The organism is Ignavibacteriales bacterium, assembly GCA_026390775.1.
GTDB lineage: Bacteria > Bacteroidota > Ignavibacteria > Ignavibacteriales > Melioribacteraceae > Fen-1258.
On sequence record JAPLFF010000003.1, the window covers coordinates 244,226 to 267,540 of the forward strand.

Annotated in this window: 23 protein-coding genes and 4 tRNA genes; 20 read left to right on the top strand and 7 right to left on the bottom strand. The window is 34.8% G+C overall.

What is annotated here, in order from left to right:
* Positions 1-153 precede the first annotated feature (153 nt).
* The 7 genes from NTZ27_01320 to NTZ27_01350 all read right to left on the bottom strand — a co-directional run bounded on the left by NTZ27_01320 (position 154) and on the right by NTZ27_01350 (position 8,097).
* Positions 154-1,362 (bottom strand): T9SS type A sorting domain-containing protein, encoded by a 1,209-nt coding sequence (locus NTZ27_01320; GenBank protein ID MCX6173380.1) that lies wholly within the window; start codon positions 1,360-1,362, stop codon positions 154-156.
* Between the two features lie 246 nt (positions 1,363-1,608).
* On the bottom strand, positions 1,609-2,106 hold the full coding sequence (locus tag NTZ27_01325) for a hypothetical protein (protein ID MCX6173381.1): 498 nt from the start codon (positions 2,104-2,106) through the stop codon (positions 1,609-1,611).
* Positions 2,107-2,223: 117 nt separating this feature from the next.
* Positions 2,224-2,700 (bottom strand): hypothetical protein, encoded by a 477-nt coding sequence (locus tag NTZ27_01330; GenBank protein MCX6173382.1) that lies wholly within the window; start codon positions 2,698-2,700, stop codon positions 2,224-2,226.
* A 334-nt stretch (positions 2,701-3,034) separates the two neighbouring features.
* Positions 3,035-4,774 carry a hypothetical protein gene (locus tag NTZ27_01335; protein MCX6173383.1) on the bottom strand — a complete coding sequence of 580 codons (1,740 nt, stop codon included), beginning with the start codon at positions 4,772-4,774 and terminating at the stop codon, positions 3,035-3,037.
* Between the two features lie 59 nt (positions 4,775-4,833).
* Positions 4,834-5,532 carry an ABC transporter ATP-binding protein gene (locus NTZ27_01340; protein MCX6173384.1) on the bottom strand — a complete coding sequence of 233 codons (699 nt, stop codon included), beginning with the start codon at positions 5,530-5,532 and terminating at the stop codon, positions 4,834-4,836.
* Positions 5,533-5,645: 113 nt separating this feature from the next.
* Positions 5,646-6,872: an ABC transporter permease gene (locus NTZ27_01345; GenBank protein MCX6173385.1), complete on the bottom strand. Its 1,227-nt coding sequence runs from the start codon at positions 6,870-6,872 to the stop codon at positions 5,646-5,648.
* A gap of 1 nt (position 6,873) precedes the next feature.
* Positions 6,874-8,097 (bottom strand): ABC transporter permease, encoded by a 1,224-nt coding sequence (locus NTZ27_01350; protein ID MCX6173386.1) that lies wholly within the window; start codon positions 8,095-8,097, stop codon positions 6,874-6,876.
* Between the two features lie 216 nt (positions 8,098-8,313).
* On the opposite strand from NTZ27_01350, the gene NTZ27_01355 reads away from it, so the two are divergent.
* The 20 genes from NTZ27_01355 (at position 8,314) to NTZ27_01450 (ending at position 23,268) form a co-directional block, all read left to right on the top strand.
* Positions 8,314-8,388 (top strand) — tRNA-Pro (locus tag NTZ27_01355).
* A 57-nt stretch (positions 8,389-8,445) separates the two neighbouring features.
* Positions 8,446-8,519, top strand: a tRNA-Arg gene (locus tag NTZ27_01360).
* Between the two features lie 34 nt (positions 8,520-8,553).
* Positions 8,554-8,630 (top strand) — tRNA-His (locus tag NTZ27_01365).
* Positions 8,631-8,652: 22 nt separating this feature from the next.
* Positions 8,653-8,724 (top strand) — tRNA-Glu (locus NTZ27_01370).
* A 110-nt stretch (positions 8,725-8,834) separates the two neighbouring features.
* On the top strand, positions 8,835-9,641 hold the full coding sequence (locus NTZ27_01375) for a lysophospholipid acyltransferase family protein (protein MCX6173387.1): 807 nt from the start codon (positions 8,835-8,837) through the stop codon (positions 9,639-9,641).
* A 70-nt stretch (positions 9,642-9,711) separates the two neighbouring features.
* On the top strand, positions 9,712-10,485 hold the full coding sequence (locus tag NTZ27_01380) for an alpha/beta hydrolase (protein MCX6173388.1): 774 nt from the start codon (positions 9,712-9,714) through the stop codon (positions 10,483-10,485).
* A 99-nt stretch (positions 10,486-10,584) separates the two neighbouring features.
* Positions 10,585-11,607, top strand: a complete 1,023-nt coding sequence (locus NTZ27_01385; protein ID MCX6173389.1) for a medium chain dehydrogenase/reductase family protein — start codon at positions 10,585-10,587, stop codon at positions 11,605-11,607.
* 98 nt (positions 11,608-11,705) lie between these two features.
* On the top strand, positions 11,706-11,888 hold the full coding sequence (locus NTZ27_01390) for a hypothetical protein (protein MCX6173390.1): 183 nt from the start codon (positions 11,706-11,708) through the stop codon (positions 11,886-11,888).
* A gap of 156 nt (positions 11,889-12,044) precedes the next feature.
* On the top strand, positions 12,045-13,103 hold the full coding sequence (locus NTZ27_01395) for a porin (GenBank protein ID MCX6173391.1): 1,059 nt from the start codon (positions 12,045-12,047) through the stop codon (positions 13,101-13,103).
* Between the two features lie 22 nt (positions 13,104-13,125).
* A complete protein-coding gene (gene pstS, locus NTZ27_01400; GenBank protein ID MCX6173392.1) occupies positions 13,126-14,172 on the top strand; it encodes a phosphate ABC transporter substrate-binding protein PstS in 1,047 nt (348 codons plus the stop codon).
* Positions 14,173-14,186: 14 nt separating this feature from the next.
* Entirely contained in the window at positions 14,187-15,155 is a 969-nt protein-coding gene (pstC, locus tag NTZ27_01405; protein ID MCX6173393.1) for a phosphate ABC transporter permease subunit PstC, read from the top strand.
* Positions 15,140-16,006, top strand: a complete 867-nt coding sequence (gene pstA / locus NTZ27_01410) for a phosphate ABC transporter permease PstA (protein MCX6173394.1) — start codon at positions 15,140-15,142, stop codon at positions 16,004-16,006. The genes pstC and pstA overlap by 16 nt, the downstream gene beginning before the upstream one ends.
* A gap of 15 nt (positions 16,007-16,021) precedes the next feature.
* Complete coding sequence (gene pstB / locus NTZ27_01415) at positions 16,022-16,771, top strand: phosphate ABC transporter ATP-binding protein PstB (protein MCX6173395.1); 750 nt, start codon at positions 16,022-16,024, stop codon at positions 16,769-16,771.
* A gap of 16 nt (positions 16,772-16,787) precedes the next feature.
* Positions 16,788-17,462, top strand: a complete 675-nt coding sequence (gene phoU, locus NTZ27_01420; GenBank protein MCX6173396.1) for a phosphate signaling complex protein PhoU — start codon at positions 16,788-16,790, stop codon at positions 17,460-17,462.
* A 197-nt stretch (positions 17,463-17,659) separates the two neighbouring features.
* Positions 17,660-18,601 carry an LD-carboxypeptidase gene (locus NTZ27_01425; protein ID MCX6173397.1) on the top strand — a complete coding sequence of 314 codons (942 nt, stop codon included), beginning with the start codon at positions 17,660-17,662 and terminating at the stop codon, positions 18,599-18,601.
* 263 nt (positions 18,602-18,864) lie between these two features.
* Positions 18,865-19,911 carry a [FeFe] hydrogenase H-cluster radical SAM maturase HydE gene (gene hydE, locus NTZ27_01430; protein ID MCX6173398.1) on the top strand — a complete coding sequence of 349 codons (1,047 nt, stop codon included), beginning with the start codon at positions 18,865-18,867 and terminating at the stop codon, positions 19,909-19,911.
* Between the two features lie 70 nt (positions 19,912-19,981).
* Positions 19,982-20,485 (top strand): tetratricopeptide repeat protein, encoded by a 504-nt coding sequence (locus tag NTZ27_01435; protein ID MCX6173399.1) that lies wholly within the window; start codon positions 19,982-19,984, stop codon positions 20,483-20,485.
* Complete coding sequence (locus NTZ27_01440; protein ID MCX6173400.1) at positions 20,485-21,393, top strand: DUF58 domain-containing protein; 909 nt, start codon at positions 20,485-20,487, stop codon at positions 21,391-21,393. Before NTZ27_01435 ends, NTZ27_01440 begins: the two co-directional genes overlap by 1 nt.
* Before the next feature lie 328 nt (positions 21,394-21,721).
* Positions 21,722-22,459 (top strand): hypothetical protein, encoded by a 738-nt coding sequence (locus tag NTZ27_01445; protein MCX6173401.1) that lies wholly within the window; start codon positions 21,722-21,724, stop codon positions 22,457-22,459.
* A 224-nt stretch (positions 22,460-22,683) separates the two neighbouring features.
* Positions 22,684-23,268, top strand: coding sequence for a hypothetical protein (locus NTZ27_01450; GenBank protein MCX6173402.1), 585 nt, complete (start codon positions 22,684-22,686; stop codon positions 23,266-23,268).
* The last annotated feature ends 47 nt before the right edge of the window (positions 23,269-23,315 follow it).

Sequence of the window (23,315 nt, forward strand, 5' to 3'; positions counted from 1 at the left end):
TTTATTTATTAAAAAATACTTTTAGAACAACCTACCTTAAAAAGCAACTTAACTTTACAAACTCACTTTTATAATTACAAAAATGCTACGCTGAAAGACAATTTACACTGCTCTACCAAGCTTTTCGTGTTGGGCAGCTGGTTATTTGCATTTCTATTTTAGTAATAAAAATTTTTTTGTTTCAGCATAATCTCCCACTGTTATTCTATAATAGTAAACACCACTTGCACAACCAGCTGCATTCCATTCTGTTTGATACGAACCTGCATTCATCTCTTGTGATAAAAGTTGTGACACTTTTCGTCCCACTGCATCATAAATTTTCAATGTTACATAAGTTGTTTTGGGAAGTGAAAATCTTATGATTGTATTTGGGTTGAATGGATTAGGATAATTCTGTTCAAGATGTATCATATTGCTTGGTACTTTATCCAGTATTTCTGAATCTACTGAAGTCATAATTTCCATTATAGTTTTGCCTGTGGCATATGGAGTTGGAAAATTTAGAAGAGATCCTATTGTTGGTGTGATATCTATGATTGAACGCCGAGTTGATGTATGGACTCCCTTCGGCATACCTAAACCAACACCTAGAAACATGACATGCTGGCATCCAAAGCAATTATCACCATGGCTTTTGAATCCATCTTGAATATTGTCGAGATGTCGGCCATGATCATTAGTTACCAATAAGGTCGTTGTATTTTGATAGACTGGATCGCTTTGTACGAAATCCCAAATCATCCCAACAATACTGTCGGCTATCATAATTGATTGTGTATAAGCAGACCAACCACTTGCTGGGGATGAATCCACATCAGGCAGATAGATCACCGTAAGCTCCGGATGATACATTTGAAGCTTCGATTTTGCATTTTGCCATACGTCCAAATCCGTTGTTCCCTGAAGAACATACCATGGCCAGTACTTTTGGCCGTAATCATAATAGAAACTTTGTATCCATGGAGTTGTCAACATCTTCATAATATACATTGCGTGAGTTGAATCCACTCCTCGATTCTTTCGAAAATACTCCCATAAAGTTGGGACAGTTGCATATTGGTTAGCAACACCGTTTACAACCGTATCTTTTGGTGTTGACCAAGAGCCGCACCATATTGCAGGAATGGCACGCTTAGTAAGTGTAATATTATCATTAAGCATTGTGTCAACTACCACACCTTGCTGTGACAGTTGGTACATGTGAGGTACATATCTTACAAGCGGGTCACCAAGTGTTTCAGAGTACCGAGCCCCATCTATAATCACCATAATAACATGGTTATCTCTTTGCGCAAATATTTTAACAGTGGAAATACTAACAATTAGAGTAATTAAAACGAACTTTTTTATCGTCGTCATTTTTTCTCCAGCATTTTAATTATGTTGCATAAAACGACGTAGTTTTTAGCCCGCCGCCAAAAACAACAATGCCACTTTTGTCAACGCAACTTTATTTTTATCTGTCCCGCGTTCTTTGCGGGAAAATCAGTTTGTTTACTAATCACACTTTTAAGAACAACCAGCACTGAAAAACTAAACCCGAAAAACTTACTACGACCGATTCGGAGAAGCGGCAGGGCTAAGACGCGGGTTAGGATTTATATATTATTTTATTTTAACTTTTTCTATCAAAACTTCATCTTCATATTTTAAGATACCACTTTTAACTTTTAGTGGAATTGGAAACAAAAAATCCACATACTCAACTTTTTCTTCTTCAGGTGGAGTCATTTCATAGTACTTACCTTTATCTAATTCATCATTTAAAATCCAATGTCCATCTTTGTTTTCTTCTGACATAAGAGTCATTCCAAGACACGGCGCTTTTATCTTTACACCTTTATCTTCTATCTCAAAAATTAAGTATAAAGTTTTCAATGATTCCATTGTAGGTGTTTTAAACATTTTTACTTTAATGACAAGTCCCTTTGTCTTGCTAGTATCGGTCGAATGCCAGTCGCCACCAAATGCTGCATCTACTCTATTTACCAATTTAGTTGATATCAGTTCAATCTTGAAACCGCTCTGACCATTTAGTTTAGTAGTAATGCAAATAAATAATAACGAAGAAAATAATAGAACATATAATAATTTCTTTTTCATTTCATATCTCACTTATTTTTAAAGTCTAGTGACGTTATTTTAAGTCACCACCCATAACATATATGACGGAATTATCAACACAATTTTATTTATTAATAAGTTTTTTGTATTTCCTAGTTACTTTAATATATAAAGATGGTTATACCTTCCCTTCCGAGACAATAAAGGTACATCCCAAGACTTACCAAGCGATTCTCTACATGCATCGGAAAGTGCTAATGAATAATACTGAAGAGTATCAATGTTTTTTATTTCTCCTTTTTCAAGAAGAGCTAATATATTTCCATAATCAATCATTGAACTATTAACAGTAGAATCAGTAATTATATTAAAAGAACCATAATACAATTCCCAAAAGCGTTGACGCGCATTTACAATTTCACTTGCTTTCAGATTAGTCGCTAGTGATATTTTTGATGCAACTTCGGATGATTCTATATATATTTTTATTTGGTTTGAAAAAAAATCCTTTTTGAAATCATGGTCTTTTGTTTCATAATATATAAAGGTACCCCAAAAAAAAGTTATTAAAATACCTAAACCGCCAACTACTTTTACGATGACATCCCAACGTCTATATTTTCCTTCTTCCACTTTGAATACTCCTTGTTATTTCATATAACGGTGTTGTACCTAACTATTAATTATTCTCTACAAAAAAGCGGACAGGCCCGCCATCGGATACAATTGCGAGGAATATATTCTATCTACATCTATTTTAATTGTGTTTATATCCACTGATGGAAGAAAGGAAATCTATATTCTTTGTTCTTATTATTTCAAACAAAGTATCCCGGTTAAAGAATTGATTTGGTGCTAACTCAACTTAGCGTAAAAGGGAATTGATGTCAAACGTTTTCTTACCCACCACCTCACCCCCGGCCCCTCTCCTTAATAAGGAGAGGGTGGCCCGAAGGGACGGGTGAGGTCAAACAATTACTCTTTTAGTTTTTTTCAAGAAAATATTTACTGCTAAGAATACAACACCAAGTGAAAGCAGAAACAGTAAAACATCAACTGCAATTAGAATGTAATTGCTATTCTTAATATAATCTAAAAACAGAATTACTAAAGACGTAATAGTTGTAGCAAGCATAAAGAGAGCAGGGAAGAGCGCAAAGAAATATTTTTTTCCTTTCAAGACTAACCAGCTTGAAACCGTTATTAATGCAAGTGCGGCAAGTAACTGATTTGCAGTTCCGAAGATCGGCCAAAGAACAGAAAATGCATTTGAGTATGCAAGTATGAACATGAAAATTACAGTCAATAAAGAATTGAACCAGTAATTTTTTAGAAATGGTTTCGGATTCTTAAAAAGAATTACCCACAACTCTTCAAATAAATATCTGTTCAATCTTACAGCCGCATCAAGAGTTGTAATTACAAATCCCTCGACAAGTAAAATCCCGAATACAGTACCGAGAGAAATTGGAATTCCTAAACCTTGATGGAATAAATTTCCCGCCGCTAAAGAAAATCCTAAAATCGGATTTGACTTGACTAACGGATCCGACGGCCATACAATGGATTTATAATCCACGAAACTTAATCCAACACCGATTGCAAGAAGTACGCAAATGGCAAGCAGTGATTCCAGCAGCATAGAATTGAAACTTACTTTACGTGCATCGGTTTCATTTGAAAGTTGTTTGCAAGTGGTTCCGCCGCCAACGAGAGAATGGAAACCCGATATTGCACCGCAGGCAATTGTTATAAACATCATCGGCCAAATCATACCGAGATTTTTAGCTCCTTCAACAAAATTAAAATTTGGAAGCGAGACAACTGCGCCGCCAAATCCAACGAACAACAAAGAAACTGCCATTAAAATAATTCCGCCGTAAAGAATTTGTACGTTTATAAAATCTCTGGGTTGAAGAATAACCCAAACCGGTGTTCCGGAAGCAATTAAAACGTAAATTGAAATTATGATCATCCAATGAAACGGCTGAAGTGAAACCGGGAATTGAATTCCGAGAAGAACCGAAACTATGCAGATTGCGGAAGCAAGCAAGTAAGCATATAATGTTTTTATTTCTTTCTTATGAATTAGCCAGCCAATAAAAGGCGCGCAAAGAGTTATAAATATTACTGATGTTGAAGCGATGCCGCCGATTCTTCCATAAGTAACTCCATCGGTCGTTACGGTTTTTAAGATTGTATCAGTTCCTTCAACGCCAAGTTTTGTAAGCGGCCAAAGTGATGTTAAAGAAATTGCCGTTGCACTCAAAAAAGATGAGCAAACCAAAAGCAGCATTACAATTGTGAAAGTGATCATCAAATTAAAACCGGTTTTGCCAAGAGTGGTTCTTGCAACTTCTGCAATTGATTTTCCTTTTTCACGCAGACTGATGAACATCGTTGTAAAATCATGAACTGCACCGAAGAAAATTCCTCCAACTACTATCCACATCCATGCGGGAATAAATCCGTAGAGCACTGCCATTGTTGGTCCTATAATTGGACCTGCGCCGGCTATTGCCGAAAAATGATGAGCAAACACAACGTAACGTTTTGTCGGAACATAATCGCGTCCGTCGTTTATTGTTACAGCGGGAGTAGGATTGTTTGGATCTTCACCCAGAGTTTTTGCAATAAACTTTGCATAAAATTTACTTGCTAAGTAAAATAAAACAATCGGAATTGCTAAGAAGAATAAAACGTTCATCTCTGCCTCTCAAGATTCGTGAAAGATTTAAAGTAATATAAAAATATTTTTAGTGATTCTTAAAAGATTTTAACCGGAGCGGTTTGGATTATTCCATCCTTCATTTCAAAAATTTTATCGCCGAGTCTTACTAACTGCGGGTTGTGAGTTACAATTAAAAAAGTAACTTTCAACTCATCTCTAAGTTGTACAAAAAGTTTATGCAGAGACTCACTGTTTATAGAATCCAAATTACCGGTTGGTTCATCGGCAAAAATTATATCGGGATTATTTGCAAGTGCGCGCGCAACGGCAACACGCTGCTGCTCGCCTCCGCTAAGTTCCGCCGGTTTGTGATGAATGCGGTCGCTCAATCCAACTAAAGCAAGCAGTTCTTCTGCACGTTTAGTAGAATTTAATTTTGTTTCACCGTAGATCATTAAAGGAATAGCAACATTTTCTGCGGCGTCAAACTCCGGCAGTAAATGATGAAATTGAAATACAAATCCGATATGTTTATTTCTAAACTTGGAAAGTTTATCATCGGAAAGAGAAAAAATATTTGTTCCTTTTATTTTTATCTCGCCTTCATCGGCATTATCCAATCCGCTTAGAATATGAAGAAGCGTACTTTTACCGGCACCGGAAGCTCCGACGATCACGCTGATCATTTTGCTTTCGACTTGCAGAGAAACACCTTTTAGGATTTCCAGCTTGTGTTCATTCTGTTTGTAAAATGATTTGTGAATGTTCTTCGCTTCAATAATAATTTCGTTCATAATAATTCTTCTGTATTATATTTTAAAATCTCTATGTACTTTGCGACTTCTTAGCGTCCTCTGTGGTTAAAAAGATTTAACGCAGAGTGCGCAGAGGAGACGCAGAGAAAATTTTATTCATATTTTATTGAATCAATAATTTTTGTATTAGCGGCTCTTTTAGCCGGATAAATTGCGGCGATAAACGCCATCAACAAGGCCATCATGCCGATTGCAAATATATCGCTTGTCCTAATTTCAACCGGCATCGCATTAATAATGTATTTATTAGAATCGAGTGGATAAAAATTATATTTTATCTGCAAGTAACAAACGATAACTCCAAGTATTAAACCGATTACTGTGCCGATCACGCCTACAAGAAGTCCTTCGAACATAAATATTTTTCTGATTGATTTTTGGTTCACGCCCATCGAGCGCAAAACACCAATGTCTTTCTTTTTTTCAATTACAGTCATTGTAAGAGAAGCAAAAATATTGAAGACGGCAACTGCAATTATTAAACAAAGAAGAATGTACGCACCCCAACGCTCTATCATCATTACGTTATAAAGTTCTTTGTGAAGGTCATACCATGTGTTGATCGAAAATAATTTAGTATCAATTCTTTTTTGAAGTTCGCTTTTGATTTTCTCGGCATTGTGGAAATCGTTAAGGCGTATCTCATAACCGGTAATTTGATCTTTCAATCCGAAAAGTTTTTGTGAGCTGGAAACTGATGTGAAAACAGAAGAACCATCGTAATCTTTATTGTTCGATTCGAAAATGCCCGAGACAACAAATCTTCTTGTCTGTGGAATTGAAAGAGTGGTGATCGTTCTTTCAATATTATAAGCGGAAGTAACAGTAATTGTATCGCCCACGCGCGAAGAGAGGCGGAGTGCGAGCGGTAAACCTAAAATTATTTTTTCAGACTGGTTATCATTCAGATTGAAGGAGCCGCTGATAATTTTTGATGCAACTCCCCATGATCTGTCTTTTACATCGAACTGAATTCCTTTTAGGTTAACTATCTCATAATTCTTTTTGTTTAGTAGAATTGCTTTGCCGTCAACAAATGGTGAATAGCTGGTTACTCCTTGTGTCTTATGCAAGACATTTTCAACTGTGCCGATCTTGGCGAATCCCTTTTCATCAATTACGGAAATTCTAATATGCGGATCGAAGCTTACCATAATCGAAGTAACAATCGAACCGAATCCGTTGAAGACTGACAATACAATCACAAGTGCTGCAACACCGATCGTAATCCCGACCGTAGAGAGAAGCGAAATGATTGTGATAAAATTCATTTTACGTTTCGCTTTCAAATATCTTTTAGCAATAAAAAATTCAATCATGCTATTCAAACCTAATTGCTGATATCGGTTTTATTCGTGATGCTATAAATGCCGGCAGAAAAGATGCAGCTAAAGAAATTACTACTGTAACTGCAGTAACTAGCAAATAATTATTCAATTCGATGGAGATTGGGACTTTGGTAATAAAATAGACCTTGCCGGGCAGAGAAATAATATCAAATTCTTGCTGCAGAATGCTTAGGATAAATGCTAGTACAATTCCAACAACTACACCAATTGCTGTTAGAAATGCAGAATGATATAGAAATGTTTTGATAATCAATTTTCTATTGGCGCCAAGCGAACGTAATATTCCTATTGCATTTGTCCGCTCGAGAACGATCATTAACAAAGTACCAACTATGTTGAACACAGCAACGAAAATTATTAGTCCCAAAATTATCGGTATCGGTTTTTTCTGAAGTTCGATCCATGTAAAAATATTTTGATGTAATTGAAAGACTGTACGTACATAATATGGATAGCCAAGTAAATCTTGAAGACGATCTGCAACCACATTTACATTTGCTAGATTTTTCAACTTTATGTTGTAACCGGAGATTTGGTTACCCATCCCGAAAATATCTTGCGCAACTTTAAGATTTATAAAAGCATTTAAGTCGTCGTATTCGCTCATTCCGCTTTCGTAAATACCGGAAACGATAAATTGTTCAATTCCCGGCGGATTATCTGCCGTTGGGATTTGATCTTTTCGCAAACAGAAAATTGTAACGATGTCACCAACTTTAACAAAAAGTTTTTCAGCGAGAGTTTTACCAAGTATTATTTTTTGTAATTCATTTTCGGATTGTGATAGATCAAAATTACCGCTTTGTAAAAAATTATTTAATTCGGAATTATCACTTTGCACACCAAGGAGTGTAATCCCTTCCGTAATCTTTTTTGATTTTATGATTGCAAGTTTTGAAGCGAAAGGTTCGATCTTGGTAACATCTTTATTAAACTCTTTTTCGATCAGCGGTGCAGTTTCAGAAAATGGAGGAAGGTTTCTATTCCCGAAAGAAACAATTTTAATATGTGAATTGAATCCGATAATTTTTTCTGTAACAACCTTATCAAAACCATCTAAAATAGTTAACGCAATAATTACAACTGCAACTCCAAGTGCAATACCAATTATTGTTATGTAGGAAATAACCGAAAGAAAGCGTGAATCTTTCTTTGATCGCAGATATTTATTGGTAAAAAAGAAAGGTAACGACATTCTTCACTTTGTTTTTTGTAAAGATATAAATAATATGAGAGAAGGGAAATGAATCGTCGTAAATTGACATTTCTAAACTAATACTATATTTTTGAAGCCCTAAAATGAAAAATTGATCCGGTAATTATTTAGCAAGGTTAGAGCTTCCCGATGTTAGAAGTGTTGTATTAGAAGCAAATTTTACGTTTTTTGAATATTTGATATGCAGAATGAAATCGGGGCGTAGCTCAGCCCGGCTAGAGCGCTTGGTTTGGGACCAAGAAGTCGCAGGTTCGAATCCTGTCGCCCCGACAACAATAGAGTGAATGTGTGTTAATAGAATTATTAGCACGTTCTTTTTTTATTAATGTGCCCATAGCTCAATTGGATAGAGCAACAGCCTTCTAAGCTGTAGGTTAGTGGTTCGAGTCCACTTGGGCATACACAGTTTTGTTATTTGGAATTTTGAAATTTATGGTGAGCATAGCTCAGTTGGTTAGAGCATCTGGTTGTGGCCCAGAAGGTCGTGGGTTCGATCCCCATTGCTCACCCCAAAAAATTTGTTGACTAAACTTTGGCCCTATCATCTAATGGTTAGGATAGCGCCCTTTCACGGCGTCAATACGAGTTCGAATCTCGTTGGGGTCACAAATTTATTTTTCATTTCTATCACTCCATTTTTTATCATTTATAATTCAAAATAATCTTGGAATGACTTTTATCATTTTGTAATTTCATTCTAACAATTAGTATGAGTTATGCAACAAGAATATATTTTCCGCAACAGAATATCTGATCAGGACGAATATAATACAGATCCAAAACTTCACAGAAAAAAAATCTTTCCTTCACTTTACTTTTTCCCAAATATGCTTCGTATTCTTTTATACTCGAACCGGCATGCCAAGCAAGGAATTTATAATAGTGAAAATTGGTATAATTCATCACTTGATACCTTTAAAAGTTTAGAGCGTACCGGAATTGAATTTCATTTATCCGGAATGAACAATATTAGAAAAGCTAACGGTCCGGTTGTTTTTGTTGGAAATCATATGACAACTCTTGAAACTATGGTTCTCCCTTCAATCATTCGTCCTATCAAACAACTTGTTTATGTAATTAAAGAAGAGCTTAGCAGGTATCCGTTGTTTGGACCTATCGCACTTGCAAGAGATCCTATTTTAGTTGGAAGAGAAAATCCGCGCGAGGATTTGAAGATTGTACTCGAGGAAGGAAGTAAAAGACTTAAGGCAGGTAAATCAATAATAATTTTTCCTCAACGGACAAGATCGGCAGTTCTGGATCCGGCATTATTTAATTCACTTGGGAATAAATTAGCAAAGAGAAATAATGTTCCGGTTATTCCAATCGCACTTATTACAGATGCTTGGGGAAATGGAAAACATATTAAAGAGGTTGGTAAAATAGATCCTAACAAACCTGTTCACATGGCATTTGGTGAACCCATCTATATTACCGGTAACGGTGCAGAGGAACACCAACACATTATAGAATTTATTTCCGGAAAATTTAGAGAATGGGGAAGACCGGAACTTGTGAAATAATTTGGCGGGTTGATTAATAGTTATATGCTTAGTATTGTAAAATAATAAAAAACTGAAAGGAATATTATAGATGAATAATTTTGATCATTGTTCTGGAGAATATTTAAATATAGATGGGGCAAAAATATATTATGAAATATCGGGGGCTAAAGATAAACCAGTATTATTAGTGTTGCATGGCGGGCATGGAAATATCGAAGATTTTAATTCTGTCCTTCCCGATATAGAAAAAGAATATAAAATAATCGGAATAGATAGTCGTGGCCAAGGAAAGTCAACAATTGGAACTGAAGAGCTAACTTATGAGCGAATACAAAAGGATATAGAACATGTGCTAGAGCATCATAAAATAGATAATTTAGATATTATTGGTTTTAGTGATGGTGGTACTGTTGCTTATCGATTAGCTGCCTTAACTTCATTGAAGGTTAAAAAACTTATAACAATTGGTTCAAAATGGAATATAAAAAACACTTATCCATTGAAAGAAAGTTTTTTAAGGATAACTGGCGAAAGTTGGAAGATTAAATTCCCAAAGATGTTTGATGCTTACCAAAGACTAAGTCCGGAGCCGGATTTTGATCTATTAACTAATAATTTAGTAAAGTTATGGCTTGACTCTGGTTTGTCGGGTTATCCAAATGAACAAGTCAAAAATATAACTTGTCAGTTACTAATTGTAAGAGGGGATGACGATCACCTGTTTGCATTAAAAGATGTTGCTGAATTATCAGGACTTGTAAAGGGTTCAAAGGTATTAAATATTCCATATGCAGGTCATGTTGCATTTGAAGATCAAAAAGAAATATTTCTGATAAGTTTAAATGAGTTCTTGAAGAAATAAAACTGAATGCAATTCAATAGAAAGAGAAAAGTTAATAAACGCACATAACCAGTTCTTCAAGGCCGAACGTTTTGAAACAAAAATAATCAAGGAGAAGAAATGAGTTACAAAAAAGTAATCATTACAAAATACGGTCCTCCTGATGTGCTGAAGGTTATTGAAGAAGAACATTTACCTGAACCGGAAAAAGGCGAAGTACGAATAAAAGTTTTAGTAACAAGCGCATCATTTACAGACACACTTCTACGTAAAGGAATGTATCCTGAAGTAAGAAAAAAACTGCCGCTATCTCCCGGGTATGATATGGTTGGAATTGTAGATAAGTGCGGCGAAGATGCATCTATGTTTAATGCCAGTCAAAAAGTTGCGGCATTAACTGTTTACAGCGCTTACTCCGAATATATCTGTCTTCACCAGGATACTTTAATCTCTGTTCCCAAAGGATTGGATGATGCAGAGGTTGTCAGCTTAATACTTTCTTATATGACGGCATATCAAATGCTTCACCGTACGGCAAAAATTCAGAAGGGTCAAAGTATTTTAGTGCATGGCGCAGGAGGAGCGGTCGGAACTGCATTGCTTCAACTTGGGAAATTACTCAATCTAAAAATGTACGGAACAGCAAGAAAATCCAAACACAATTTGATTAAAAATTTAGGCGCGATCCCGATTGATTATCAATCAGAAGATTTTGTAGAACGGATTAAAACTTATACCGGTTCCGGCGTTGATGCTGTATTCGACTGCATCGGTGGAGATTATTTTAAGAGATCGTTTGCTTCTCTTAAACCCGGCGGTATCTTAGTTGCGTATGGTTTCCAGCAAGCCGTGATGAGTAATGGAAATATGATGGATATAGTTCTTGGTTTCATAAAAATAAAACTATGGAACATTCTGCCGAATAAAAAAGCGGCAACATTTTATGCAATTAGTTCACTGCGAAAAAAACAACCCGACTGGTTTAAAGAAGATTTAACGGTGCTGTTTGGATTATTACAACAAGGTAAAATTAAACCTGTGATCGCAAAGAAGATGCCTCTTACCAACGCGGTAGAAGCTCACAAGCTTCTTGATCAAGCGAGTGTTGAAGGTAAAATCATATTAATCGTTAATAAGGAATGAGCATTCTTTTGAAAAAGATTAACAATTCCATAACACTACCATAATATTGAGTTAATACTAATTATTGATCTTTAGCCGAACAAAAAAATGAGGTAATTATGTTTGGTTTATGGTTTTCAATAGTTGGATTAATATTTGGGACACTCTGCTCATTTGCAGCAAAAGAAAAAAATAGAACTCAGAAGGATTGGTTCATATTAGGGTTCATCTTCTCGATTTTGGGTTTTACACTTCTCCATTTACTGCCAAATAAAAAAACAACATCAACTGCATCAGCGTAATTAATGAATTATAGTTTTACTGATGCAGGTTTGATTCATCTTCTATTTCCTCCCTTCTCAAAAATTCTTAACAATTCCTTAACACTGCCATAACATTGAGTTAACATTCGAAATATAAGTTTGGGTATCACAAAAAAATATAAGAGGAATCTTAGTATGAAAAAAATATACACCATTTCGATAATATTGGTTTTGTTTTCCACATTTAATTTTGCTCAGAACGTGACCGATAGAGTAAAACTTGGCGGGTTAATGTTTGGTGATTATTTCTATAATATTAATAACGTAGATGGAAACCAACAAAATATAAACGGTTTTCAGTTTAGAAGAATTTATTTTACCGCAGATATTACAGTAGCAGAAAGTTTTGATGCACGTTTCCGTTTAGAATCGGATCAGAGTGCAAACTCGAATACCGGTAGTGGAAAACTTGGAGTTATGGTTAAAGATGCATATTTAAAATGGAAAGGAATTTTCAGCGGTTCGGATTTGATCTTCGGTATCTCTCCAACTCCGGCTTTTGATATTTCGGAAGCAGCCTGGGGTTACCGTTCTTTGGAAAAGACAATCATGGATTTAAATGGAATTGTTTCTTCAAGAGATTTTGGTGTTGATCTAAAAGGAAAGATTACTGATGGCGGTTCGGTAAACTATTGGATTAAGATTGCAAACAATTCTAGTAATGGACCTGAAACGGATAAATACAAACGGTATTATGCTTTAGTGCAAGTAAAACCGGTTGATGGATTCCAAGCTACAGTATATTATGATTATGCAGCAAAAGCAGATGTTACTGATTCTTTCGACAAAACTACAAAATCAAATAACGCTTACGTAGCAGCGTTATTCTTAAACTATCAACAGAAAAGTGATTTTGCATTTGGGTTTGAAGGCTTCAAAAGAAGCATTCAGAATGGTTACAAAACAACTGGTGCACTGATGGATCAAAGTACTATGGGACTTTCTTTCTGGGCATGGGTAAGCTTAGCAGATAATTTTAGATTAGTTGCAAGATATGACAGCTACGACCCGAATACCGATCTTGACAATGATAAAACTACTTTATTATTAGCCGGTCTTGATTACAAAGTTGCAAAAAACATAAGCATCATTCCTAATGTGGAATTGTTTACTCCTCAAACAGCAACAAATACAAACGGATCGACAGCATCAAGTAATTTACAGGGTAGAGTAACATTTGCATTCACATTTTAATATATTTCAACAGGAGACAGAAATGAAATTAAGATCAATTATTTCAATAATATTTTTAGCGCTTTCCATTTCTTCAGTTACTCATGCACAACTACAATTAAACGGTGCAGGTGCTACATTCCCGGCAGTAATTTATTCAAAATGGTTTGACGAGTATAAAAATATGACTGGTGTACAATTCAATTATCAAGCAATTGGAAGCGGCGGCGGAATCAGACAAGTAACTGAGGGAACAGTTGATTTTGGCGCCACAGACGGACCAATGTCCGATCAACAATTAGCAGAAGCTAAATCCAAACAAGGAAGCGATGTACTTCACATTCCAACAGTAATGGGTGCAGTTGTAGTTAGTTATAATTTACCGGGAGTAAGTAGTAAATTAAATCTTGATGGAGAAACACTTGCGAATATTTTCTTGGGAAATATTACAAAATGGAATGACGGCGCAATTGCAAAAATGAATCCTAAAATGAATCTTCCCAATAAAGCTATTGTTGTTACACATAGATCTGATGGCAGCGGAACAACTTTTATCTTTACAGATTACTTAGCTAAAGTTAGTAAAAATTGGGAAGGCAAAGTTGGAAAGGGAACATCAGTAAACTGGCCTGTTGGTTTAGGCGGAAAAGGAAATGACGGCGTTGCCGGTTTAGTTAAACAAACCGAAGGATCAATCGGTTATGTTGAATTAGCTTACGCTGTTAAAAACAATATTGCTTATGCTAACATGAAAAACAATTCAGGTAATTTTGTTGAAGCAACTTTTTCATCTGTAAGTGCTGCTGCAGAAGGTGCATCTAAGAATATGCCTTCTGATCTAAGAGTTTCAATTACAAATGCCGATGGAAAAAATTCATATCCTATTTCCGGATTTACCTGGTTATTGGTTTATAAGAATATGAAAGATGAAGCGAAAGCAAATGCATTAGTTAAATTCTTGAAGTGGGCGATGGGTAAAGGTCAATCATTTGCAACTGATTTGTATTATGCACCGCTTCCAAAAGCTGTAGTTAAAATGTGTGAAAAGAACATTGCGACAATCACTGCAAACGGTAAAAAAATAAAATAATTAATGAGAAATAATTGAGTTATTCTGTATCGAAGAAAGAAAAAAATAATATTCTAAAAAGATTTTTTCCTTCAAATAATTTCGGTGATTTCATTTTTGAAAGACTGACTTGGTTTTTTGCCTTGTCGGTCTTTCTGCTTGTTATCCTTATGGGATACGAAATGTATGAAGGATCAAAAATCTCAATCCAAAAATTTGGTTTGGATTTTTTAGTTAATTCAACTTGGGATCCAGTTCGAGAAATCTACGGTGCACTTCCAATAATTTACGGAACGATTGTTTCTTCTTTGTTGGCGTTAATAATAGCTCTCCCGTTTAGTGTTGGAGTGGCAGTTTATTTGGCAGAAGTTGCACCGCACTGGCTGGAAAAACCGCTTTCATTTTTAGTAGAATTGCTTGCCGGTATTCCCAGCGTAATTTATGGTCTTTGGGGAATTTTTGTTTTAGTGCCATGGATAAGAACAAATGTTGAACCTTATTTATCAGATAAATTAGGATTCCTTCCATTCTTTCGCGGTGCGCCTTATGGTTTTGGTATGTTGGCGGCAGTTCTAATTCTAACAATAATGGTTTTGCCAATTATTACTTCAATTACTCGTGATGTTTTAAAGTCTGTACCAAAATCTCAACGTGAAGCTGCATTGGCATTGGGTGCAACAAAATGGCAATCAACTCTGATTGTTCTTAAAGATGCAAAATCCGGAATACTTGGTGCAACTATGCTTGGATTTGGACGGGCAATAGGCGAAACAATGGCTGTAACAATGGTAATAGGAAATCGAGCATTAATTTCTCCTTCGCTGTTCGATCCTTCCTACACAATGGCGAGTGTTATAGCAAATGAATTTACCGAAGCTACATCGGAAATGTATTTAAGCGCATTGATTCAATTAGCTCTGGTATTGTTTGTAATTACAATAATCATAAATGCTTTGGCAAGATTGTTAGTCTGGAGTATGGATAGAAAATGGAAAACAACATGATGAAACCAAATTTTTTCTTTTATAGAAAAAAGATTACCAGCTTCATTATGATGTCTTTGACATTTATAGCTGCTCTTGCTGCTATAATTCCTCTGGTATTAATTTTTTATTACACCATCTCAAAAGGAATTACTTATTTAAATTTAGATTTCTTTGTTGCTATGCCAAAACCGGTTGGAGAATCCGGTGGAGGAATGGCAAATGCAATCGTTGGTACTTTGATTCTAATTGGAATTGGCGGTGCTATTGGAATTCCGGTTGGAATAATGACCGGTACTTATTTATCGGAATTTGGAAATAATAAGTTCGGTTTTGTTGTAAGATTTCTAACAGATGTATTAAGCGGAATCCCATCTATTGTTGTTGGTGTTGTTGTTTATACTATGGTTGTAATGCCAATGAAACATTTTTCTGCTTTAGCCGGAGGAATTGCCTTAGGGATTCTTATGATTCCAACGATCACGCGAACGACTGAGGAAATGATAAAGCTTGTACCACATTCTTTGCGGGAAGCTGGATTAGCACTCGGAATACCAAAATGGAGAACAACTCTTTCTATTGTACTTAAATCGGCGTGGAAAGGAATTGCGACAGGTGTACTTCTCGGATTATCAAGAGCTGCGGGTGAGACTGCACCGTTATTATTTACTGCTCTCGGCAATAGATTTTGGTCAACAAATATCGGTCAGCCAATTGCATCTTTAACAGTTTACATTTATGATTATGCGAAATCACCTTTCGAAGATTGGAATCAACAGGCTTGGACTGCAGCTTTAGTCTTAATTTTATTAATCTCACTTTTAAGCTTGCTGTTTAGAATTATAACACGATCAAAATATAAAACGAATTAGGTTTGCAAAAAGAATATGGAAATTAAAATATCAGTTAAAAATCTTGATGCATTTTACGGTAAGAATAAAGTACTTCACAATATCTCGATTGATATTCCAAAGAACAAAGTACTTGCTATTATTGGTCCGTCCGGTTGTGGTAAATCAACATTTATAAGATGTTTAAACCGAATGCATGAAGTTGTCGGAGGTACTATAAAAGGGGAAATTTTACTTGATGGAGAAGATATAATAAAAACTGATCCGGTGCTTTTAAGAAAAAGAGTAGGTATGGTTTTTCAAAAACCGAATCCATTCCCTTCAATGTCAATATTCGATAATGTTGCTGCAGGGTTAAGATTAAACGGAGTGAGAAATAAAAAAAAGATTACTCCAATAGTTGAAAAATGTTTAAAGCAATCGGCACTTTGGGATGAAGTAAAAGATCAGCTTGATAAATCCGGTGCGAATATATCAGGCGGACAGCAGCAGAGATTATGCATTGCAAGAACTTTGGCAGTTGATCCGGAAGTAATTTTAATGGATGAACCTGCCAGCGCACTCGACCCGATCTCCACTACTAAAATCGAAGATCTAATCTTTCAACTTAAAAAAGATTATACGATAGTTATTGTAACACATAATATGCAGCAAGCCGCACGTGTAAGCGACTATACTGCTTTTTTCTATATGGGAAAATTAATTGAGCTTGATGAGACTAATAAAATTTTCACATCACCGTCAAATAAACAAACCGAAGATTATATACGCGGTCGTTTCGGATAAAATAAAAAGGATTAATATGTCAGAACACTTTAACCAAGAAATAGAAAATCTAAAATCAAATCTTATTAAAATGGCATCTTTAGTAGATGAGCAGGTTGATAAAGTTATCACTTCCTTAAATACTGGTGATGTTGAATTGTGCAAAGGAATTAAATCTCAAGATATCGAAATTGATAGATACGATAATTTAATCCAGACTCAATGTGAAAATATTTTAGCTTTATTCCAGCCTGTTGCTTCTGATTTAAGATTAGTAATGTCTGCTATAATGATTAACAACAACCTAGAACGATGTGGTGATATTGCTGTAAATATTTCTCAGAGAGTAAAGAAAACCGGTAATGAGCGTTCTCTTATTTCAGAATCCCAAATTATTGATATGGCACGTACTGCTCAAGAGATGTTAAAAAATTCAATTGATTCATTTATTAAAAATGACACAGAACTTGCAAGTAATGTTATTGCTAGCGATGAAAAGGTTGATAAATTGAATAAACAAATATTTAATTTCCTTGTTTCAAAAATGCAATCTAACAATGAATTAATTGAAGCTTGTACTCATCTTATAGTTATGTCTCGCAATATTGAACGATTGGCAGATCATGCAACTAACATTGCAGAGAACTTAGTGTTTTATGTTGATGCTCAGATTATTGCTCATAGAAAAAAACTTGAACGCAGTGGAAATTAAAATAAATCTGATCATTGCCAACAATTTCTTCAAGAAGATTATAAAAACTTCATATTATGCTCGAAATCGCTGCTTTTGAGCGGATCACAAATCTAACTTTACACATCTAAATTGTGAGTTAATTCAAAATTTGATTTTGCTTCGAATACTACCTTTTACTATATTGAAAATGAATTCGATCACGGAACTTATTGTTAATGGGAATTATCAAACCTAAAAGACTGAAACCAGGAGATGCAATTGGAATTATTTCTCCTGCTTCATCACCAGACGATCTAACAAAAATTAATAGCGGCGTTCATTATTTAGAAAAACTTGGCTATCGAGTTGAAGTAGGCAAAAATGTTGGTTCTCAAGAAGGTTATCTCGCCGGATCTGATTCTCAAAGATTAGCTGATCTACATGAAATGTTTAAGAACAAAAATGTTAAAGCAATTTTTTCTATTCGCGGAGGTTATGGTTCCGGAAGATTGCTTGATAAAATTGATTATAAACTGATTCGTAATAATCCTAAGATATTTGTCGGTTACAGTGATATCAATGCTTTACAATTGGCTTTTTTTGCTAAAGCCGGATTAATAACATTTGCAGGACCGATGGTTGCTGTTGATTTTCATGATGAAGTTAGCGCTTTTACAGAAGAAGTTTTTTGGCGGACTATAACATCGAACAAAAAAATTGGAAAACTTCTCAATCCTCGCAAAGAAAAATTTTATGTTTTAAATAAAGGTAAGGCAACAGGAAGAATTCTTGGCGGAAATTTAAGTTTATTAAATTCTCTTATCGGTACCGAATATCTACCGAAACTTAAAGATACAATTCTACTTTTAGAAGATATCCATGAAGCACCATATCGTATTGACCGAATGTTAAATCAACTTCGTTTAACAAAAATTTTGAAACAGATTCGCGGGGTGATCCTTGGTCATTTTGTTGATTGTGTTGAATCAGATCCTACTAAGCAGACTTATACCTTGAATGAAGTTATTGTTGAATATTTCCAAAATCAAAAAATGCCTGTTATTTACAATGTTAAACACGGTCATATCAAAGATAACATCACAATTCCCTATGGAATTAAATGTGTGTTAAATGCTTCACGCGCATACATTGAAATCCCGGAAAACGCAGTATTATAACCTATTAAAAGTATAACTCATCCAAATTTACTTAGATCAAAGAATTAATTTTAAGTTGATTCTTTTTTTTAAGAAAAATACGTTTCGTTTCTAACAATTCATTCAAATTGATAAAGATTTCTTAAAGCTCTTTGCTGGTATATTTATTGTCCTTTATCCGCTTTGGAAAAACACATCTTAATAGCATCAAGGTTTATAATGGAATTCATTAACGAATCGAAAATCAACTCTTTAATAAATAACGACAAGAGGTTGATAAAAATATGAACCTCTGCGAAATTTTGCATAAGGAAGAATTAACGAAAGAGGAAATTATATTTCTTCTTAATCTAAATGACAAAAATGATCAACAAAAACTTTTTGATCGTGCAGATGAAGTACGTTCTATCTATTGCGGCGATGAAGTGCATCTTCGTGGAATAATTGAATTCTCAAATTACTGCGAACAAAATTGTCTTTACTGCGGTTTGCGGGAAGACAATAATCAACTTACGCGTTACCGCATGACCCCTGAAGAAATTATTGAAACAGCGCACGTGATTTCTAATCTTGGCATTTTTACAATTGTACTTCAATCCGGTGAAGACAATTATTACGATACCGATCTGGTCTCTTACATAATTTACCAGATCAAGCAGAATACAAATGCAGTTATAACTTTAAGTCTTGGCGAAAGGCGATTTGATGAATACCGCGAATGGAAAATTGCCGGAGCGGATCGTTATTTATTAAGACATGAAACAGCTAGTACAAAATTATATTCTACATATCATAAAAAACAAAAATTGGAAGACCGCATTTCTCATCTAAGCTTTTTAAAAACTATTGGTTATCAAATTGGTTCAGGAAATATGATTGGCTTACCAATGCAAACAATTGAAGATATCGCCGATGATATTTTATTGTGCAAAGAATTAGATCTGGATATGGCAGCATTCGGTCCGTTCATTCCGTCTCCGAATACTCCTTACCAAAATAAATCCGCCAGTAATGTTGATTTAACATTACGGACAATGGCAACGGCAAGAATAGTGTTAAAGAAAGTTCATATCCCAGCAATAACTGCTCTTGCTACTCTTGATGATGATGGTAGAATTAAAGGTTTAAACGCCGGCGCTAATATTGTTATGCCTGATCTAACTCCAAGACCATACAGAGAGCAATATCAAATTTATCCTGATAAAAAGTGTATTGATGATAATCCGCTTAATTACAAAGATTGTTTGCAATTACAGATTGAAGCTGTAGGAAGAAAAATTTCCAACTCTCGCAGTGATTCAATTAAATTAACTCACCAGGTTACGGAATAATAAATCCCTTTTCTTACTTCTACATTTGATTGTATATTTCACATCAAGAAAAAATATTAAAGGTTATTCAATGAAATTATGTACTTCAATTCTTTTATCCACCATTGTTCTTTTTACGGCTTGTAACTCGCATAAAGATCAAGCATTATTTAATAGCGCTGCGGAAAAATCTAAAGCAAAAAATTATTCCGAAGCATTAAAAGATTACCAAGAAATTATAAATGATTATTCAGGAAGCGATAAAGCTGCGGAAAGTATTTTTTCTGTTGCAGCAATGTATCATATGTTTCAGATACCAAATGTTTCTAAGGATGAATCTCTAAAGAAAGCAGTGGAATATTATCAAAAATTATATCAGCAATTTCCTCAGGATGAAAGAGCACCTAAAGCTTTATTTATGTCCGGATTTATACAGGCTAATGAACTGGGAAACATAGATGCAGCAAGGTTAGCGTATCAAGAATTTTTAAATAAATTTCCTAAGCATGAACTTGCTGTACCTGCTAGAACGGAATTAGATAATCTCGGCAAGACTCCAGAAGAAATTCTTCAAGAGAAGACAGCGAAAAAATAGTGGCTGTAAAAACTCAAGACTATAAAAAATTTCTAGACCCGGTTGTAATTTCCAAACTTAAGACTCTTGAACTTAAAGCAAGAATGGTAGTTGAAGGTTTTAAAGTTGGTTTACATCGAAGTCCGTATCATGGATTCAGCGTTGAGTTTAGCGAACACCGTCCTTATATGCAGGGTGATGCACTTAAAAATGTTGATTGGAAAGTTTTTGCTAAAAGCGAAAAATATTATATCAAACAATTCGAAGAGGAAACAAATTTAATCTCCCATATTTTTGTTGATGCTAGTAAGTCAATGCAGTTCAAACATTCCGGTAAGGTTTCAAAAATAGATTATGCAACTATCCTAGCCGCTGCACTTGCTTATGTAATGATTGATCAGCAAGATTCTGTAGGGTTGGCAATTTACTCAGATAAAATTCATACGTATTTACCTCCAAAATCAAATCGTGTTTACCTCAAAACTTTGTTGTCAGCACTCAATCAAATTCAGCCGGGCGGGACAACAACAACTTCAAAATGTTTGGACTCTGTTGCAGAGAAAATAAAGAAGCGGGGACTAACAATTATTATCTCGGATTTTTTTGATGATATGAATTCAGTACTTACTGCGCTCAAGCATATTCACTACAAGAAAAATGAAGTAATAGTTTTTCAAATTCTGGATCCGATTGAAAAAAGTTTTGGTTTCGACCGTGACTCAGTTTTTGTTGACCTTGAAACTAACGAACAGATGACAACACAGCCGCATCAAATCCAACGGGCATATCAGGAAGCTATGAACGAGTACTTGAATAAATTAAAGAAGGAATGTCTGAATTTTGGAATTGAGTACAACTTGATTGATACTAGCCAGCCATTCGATAAAGCATTGATGAGTTACTTTGCTAAACGTGCAAAATTAAATTAGACCTCACCCGTCCCTTCGGGCCACCCTCTCCTTATTAAGGAGAGGGATTAAGGGTGAGGTCGGCAAAATTCATTTTTGAATAATTGAAATATTGTTATAGATTGCATTCACAACAACGGGGTAAACCCTCTTGATAACAAATTTAAACTCTTACTCTTCCCAACTAAAAAACTACAGCAAGACAAAATAAATTTCCTTTGCTGGTAACAAATTATATGTTCTCCGCTGGATTATATGTCCATCGGTTATTAGCGGTTTATCGAAAAGTTGTGGCAGGTTAATTAATAGTAATACGCAAAGTGTATTAATTCTAAAAGTAATATTCATTATGAAAAAACTCGAAAAAACTAATATCATCTTACAAATAATTGTTGGAATAATAATCATTGGTCAATTTATCTATGCGAGTAGAGAAATTATACTTTATGGATTAAAAGCAAGTATGCCAGTATGGGTATTAATCTTATCATCATTGATTTCTATTCTATTCGGTTTTTTAATTCCTAGGAATAAAAGTATTCGTATTAGAAAAGTATTTGAGCACCCTCATATTTTTAATTTTGATTGGCAAGAAAGTAATCCTGAATTAAAAGGTTGGACTATCGAAGCAGATGATGGTAAAACTAGTAAACCAACATTTAAATTATTAGCTGATGGCAAATATGGAAAAGTTCTAGATATTAAATCTGTTTCAAGTTACCATATGGATATTAATATACCTGCACTTTATAAATATGCAAAGATATATGAAGTAATTTTAAAGCCCGGTGAAGCTTATCAGTTTTATGCTCTGGTAAAAATTATCAGCCAAAACAAAAAACAAAATAAAGTTGTATGGTTAGCTTTTAGTGAAGGTAAAGGAATTCCCAGACCTTTTGCAGACGGTATGTATGAATGGAAAATAGATTTATCACCTGACAAACTGGAATATGGTTGGTTACAATTTAGAATAGATCTCGCTGATGCAGTTGGTAAAACATATGGTCTAGAAGGATGGCAGCTAGATGAATTTAAATTAATACGTATACGAGGTGAACTAGTATTAGCTGAAATAAACATTTATTAAAAATGTGTATAACCAGCCGCCCAACACGGACAGCGTTTTTCAGTGCGGCATTGTTCTAAATTATAAGGTTGGCTTGCAAAACTATGTTGCTCTTTAAAGTAGGTTTTTCTAAGAAATATTTTTGTAAATAAAAGTTGTTGTGGTTAATTGGCATTGCTGTTCTGGGCTGCCGTTTAGCAGCAACTTCGTTAGGGCGTTAATTGTTATGACAAATAAGGACTAATATGGATAATGAAGAAAATTCATTAGTAGATGAAAAATCTGAATCACCACGAAATCGAAAAAATGAAGAATTCCTAAGCTTTTTCAATGAATTCACAGAGGAATCTGACAGAGCAGCAGTTATATTAGGAGCAGCTAAACTCGATCTTCTACTTTACCAAATTCTCCAAAAAGCTTTGAGACCTTGTCCAACTGGGCAAGATGAACTTATGGATGGCGATGCACCTTTAAGCACATTTAGTAGCAAGATAAACCTTATTCATCGTATGGGAATAATATCTTCTGATTTTGCAAGAGTCTTACACATTATTAGAAAAATTAGAAACACATTTGCACACGAGATGGCAAGTCGGTCACTTGATTTAGGATCGCATCGTGATCGTGTAGCAGAATTGATATCTCCATTTCGACATTTGCCTATTTTTGAAAGCACATATAAAACTTTTTTTCAAGAAAATAGTGGGCCATCTTATGATTTTAGATATGCCCTTACTTGTATAATCATGCGACTTGAAGTTATTCTTGAAAATATCAAAGAAGTTCAAGTTGATCCGAATGGGTATTTGTTACCTCAGAATATTGTTTAAATTTATTCCTCGGCTGTCAAGAACCATTTCTTGACATTGAATTGAAA

What these genes read in the sequence shown, in the direction of transcription:
- NTZ27_01320 (MCX6173380.1), bottom strand. Translation starts at nt 1,362, where the DNA reads ATGACGACGATAAAAAAGTTCGTTTTAATTACTCTAATTGTTAGTATT.
- NTZ27_01325 (MCX6173381.1), bottom strand. Translation starts at nt 2,106, where the DNA reads ATGAAAAAGAAATTATTATATGTTCTATTATTTTCTTCGTTATTATTT.
- NTZ27_01335 (MCX6173383.1), bottom strand. Translation starts at nt 4,774, where the DNA reads ATGAACGTTTTATTCTTCTTAGCAATTCCGATTGTTTTATTTTACTTA.
- NTZ27_01340 (MCX6173384.1), bottom strand. Translation starts at nt 5,532, where the DNA reads ATGAACGAAATTATTATTGAAGCGAAGAACATTCACAAATCATTTTAC.
- NTZ27_01345 (MCX6173385.1), bottom strand. Translation starts at nt 6,872, where the DNA reads ATGATTGAATTTTTTATTGCTAAAAGATATTTGAAAGCGAAACGTAAA.
- NTZ27_01350 (MCX6173386.1), bottom strand. Translation starts at nt 8,097, where the DNA reads ATGTCGTTACCTTTCTTTTTTACCAATAAATATCTGCGATCAAAGAAA.
- NTZ27_01375 (MCX6173387.1), top strand. Translation starts at nt 8,835, where the DNA reads ATGCAACAAGAATATATTTTCCGCAACAGAATATCTGATCAGGACGAA.
- NTZ27_01380 (MCX6173388.1), top strand. Translation starts at nt 9,712, where the DNA reads ATGAATAATTTTGATCATTGTTCTGGAGAATATTTAAATATAGATGGG.
- NTZ27_01385 (MCX6173389.1), top strand. Translation starts at nt 10,585, where the DNA reads ATGAGTTACAAAAAAGTAATCATTACAAAATACGGTCCTCCTGATGTG.
- NTZ27_01390 (MCX6173390.1), top strand. Translation starts at nt 11,706, where the DNA reads ATGTTTGGTTTATGGTTTTCAATAGTTGGATTAATATTTGGGACACTC.
- NTZ27_01395 (MCX6173391.1), top strand. Translation starts at nt 12,045, where the DNA reads ATGAAAAAAATATACACCATTTCGATAATATTGGTTTTGTTTTCCACA.
- pstS (MCX6173392.1), top strand. Translation starts at nt 13,126, where the DNA reads ATGAAATTAAGATCAATTATTTCAATAATATTTTTAGCGCTTTCCATT.
- pstA (MCX6173394.1), top strand. Translation starts at nt 15,140, where the DNA reads ATGGAAAACAACATGATGAAACCAAATTTTTTCTTTTATAGAAAAAAG.
- pstB (MCX6173395.1), top strand. Translation starts at nt 16,022, where the DNA reads ATGGAAATTAAAATATCAGTTAAAAATCTTGATGCATTTTACGGTAAG.
- phoU (MCX6173396.1), top strand. Translation starts at nt 16,788, where the DNA reads ATGTCAGAACACTTTAACCAAGAAATAGAAAATCTAAAATCAAATCTT.
- NTZ27_01425 (MCX6173397.1), top strand. Translation starts at nt 17,660, where the DNA reads ATGGGAATTATCAAACCTAAAAGACTGAAACCAGGAGATGCAATTGGA.
- hydE (MCX6173398.1), top strand. Translation starts at nt 18,865, where the DNA reads ATGAACCTCTGCGAAATTTTGCATAAGGAAGAATTAACGAAAGAGGAA.
- NTZ27_01435 (MCX6173399.1), top strand. Translation starts at nt 19,982, where the DNA reads ATGAAATTATGTACTTCAATTCTTTTATCCACCATTGTTCTTTTTACG.
- NTZ27_01445 (MCX6173401.1), top strand. Translation starts at nt 21,722, where the DNA reads ATGAAAAAACTCGAAAAAACTAATATCATCTTACAAATAATTGTTGGA.
- NTZ27_01450 (MCX6173402.1), top strand. Translation starts at nt 22,684, where the DNA reads ATGGATAATGAAGAAAATTCATTAGTAGATGAAAAATCTGAATCACCA.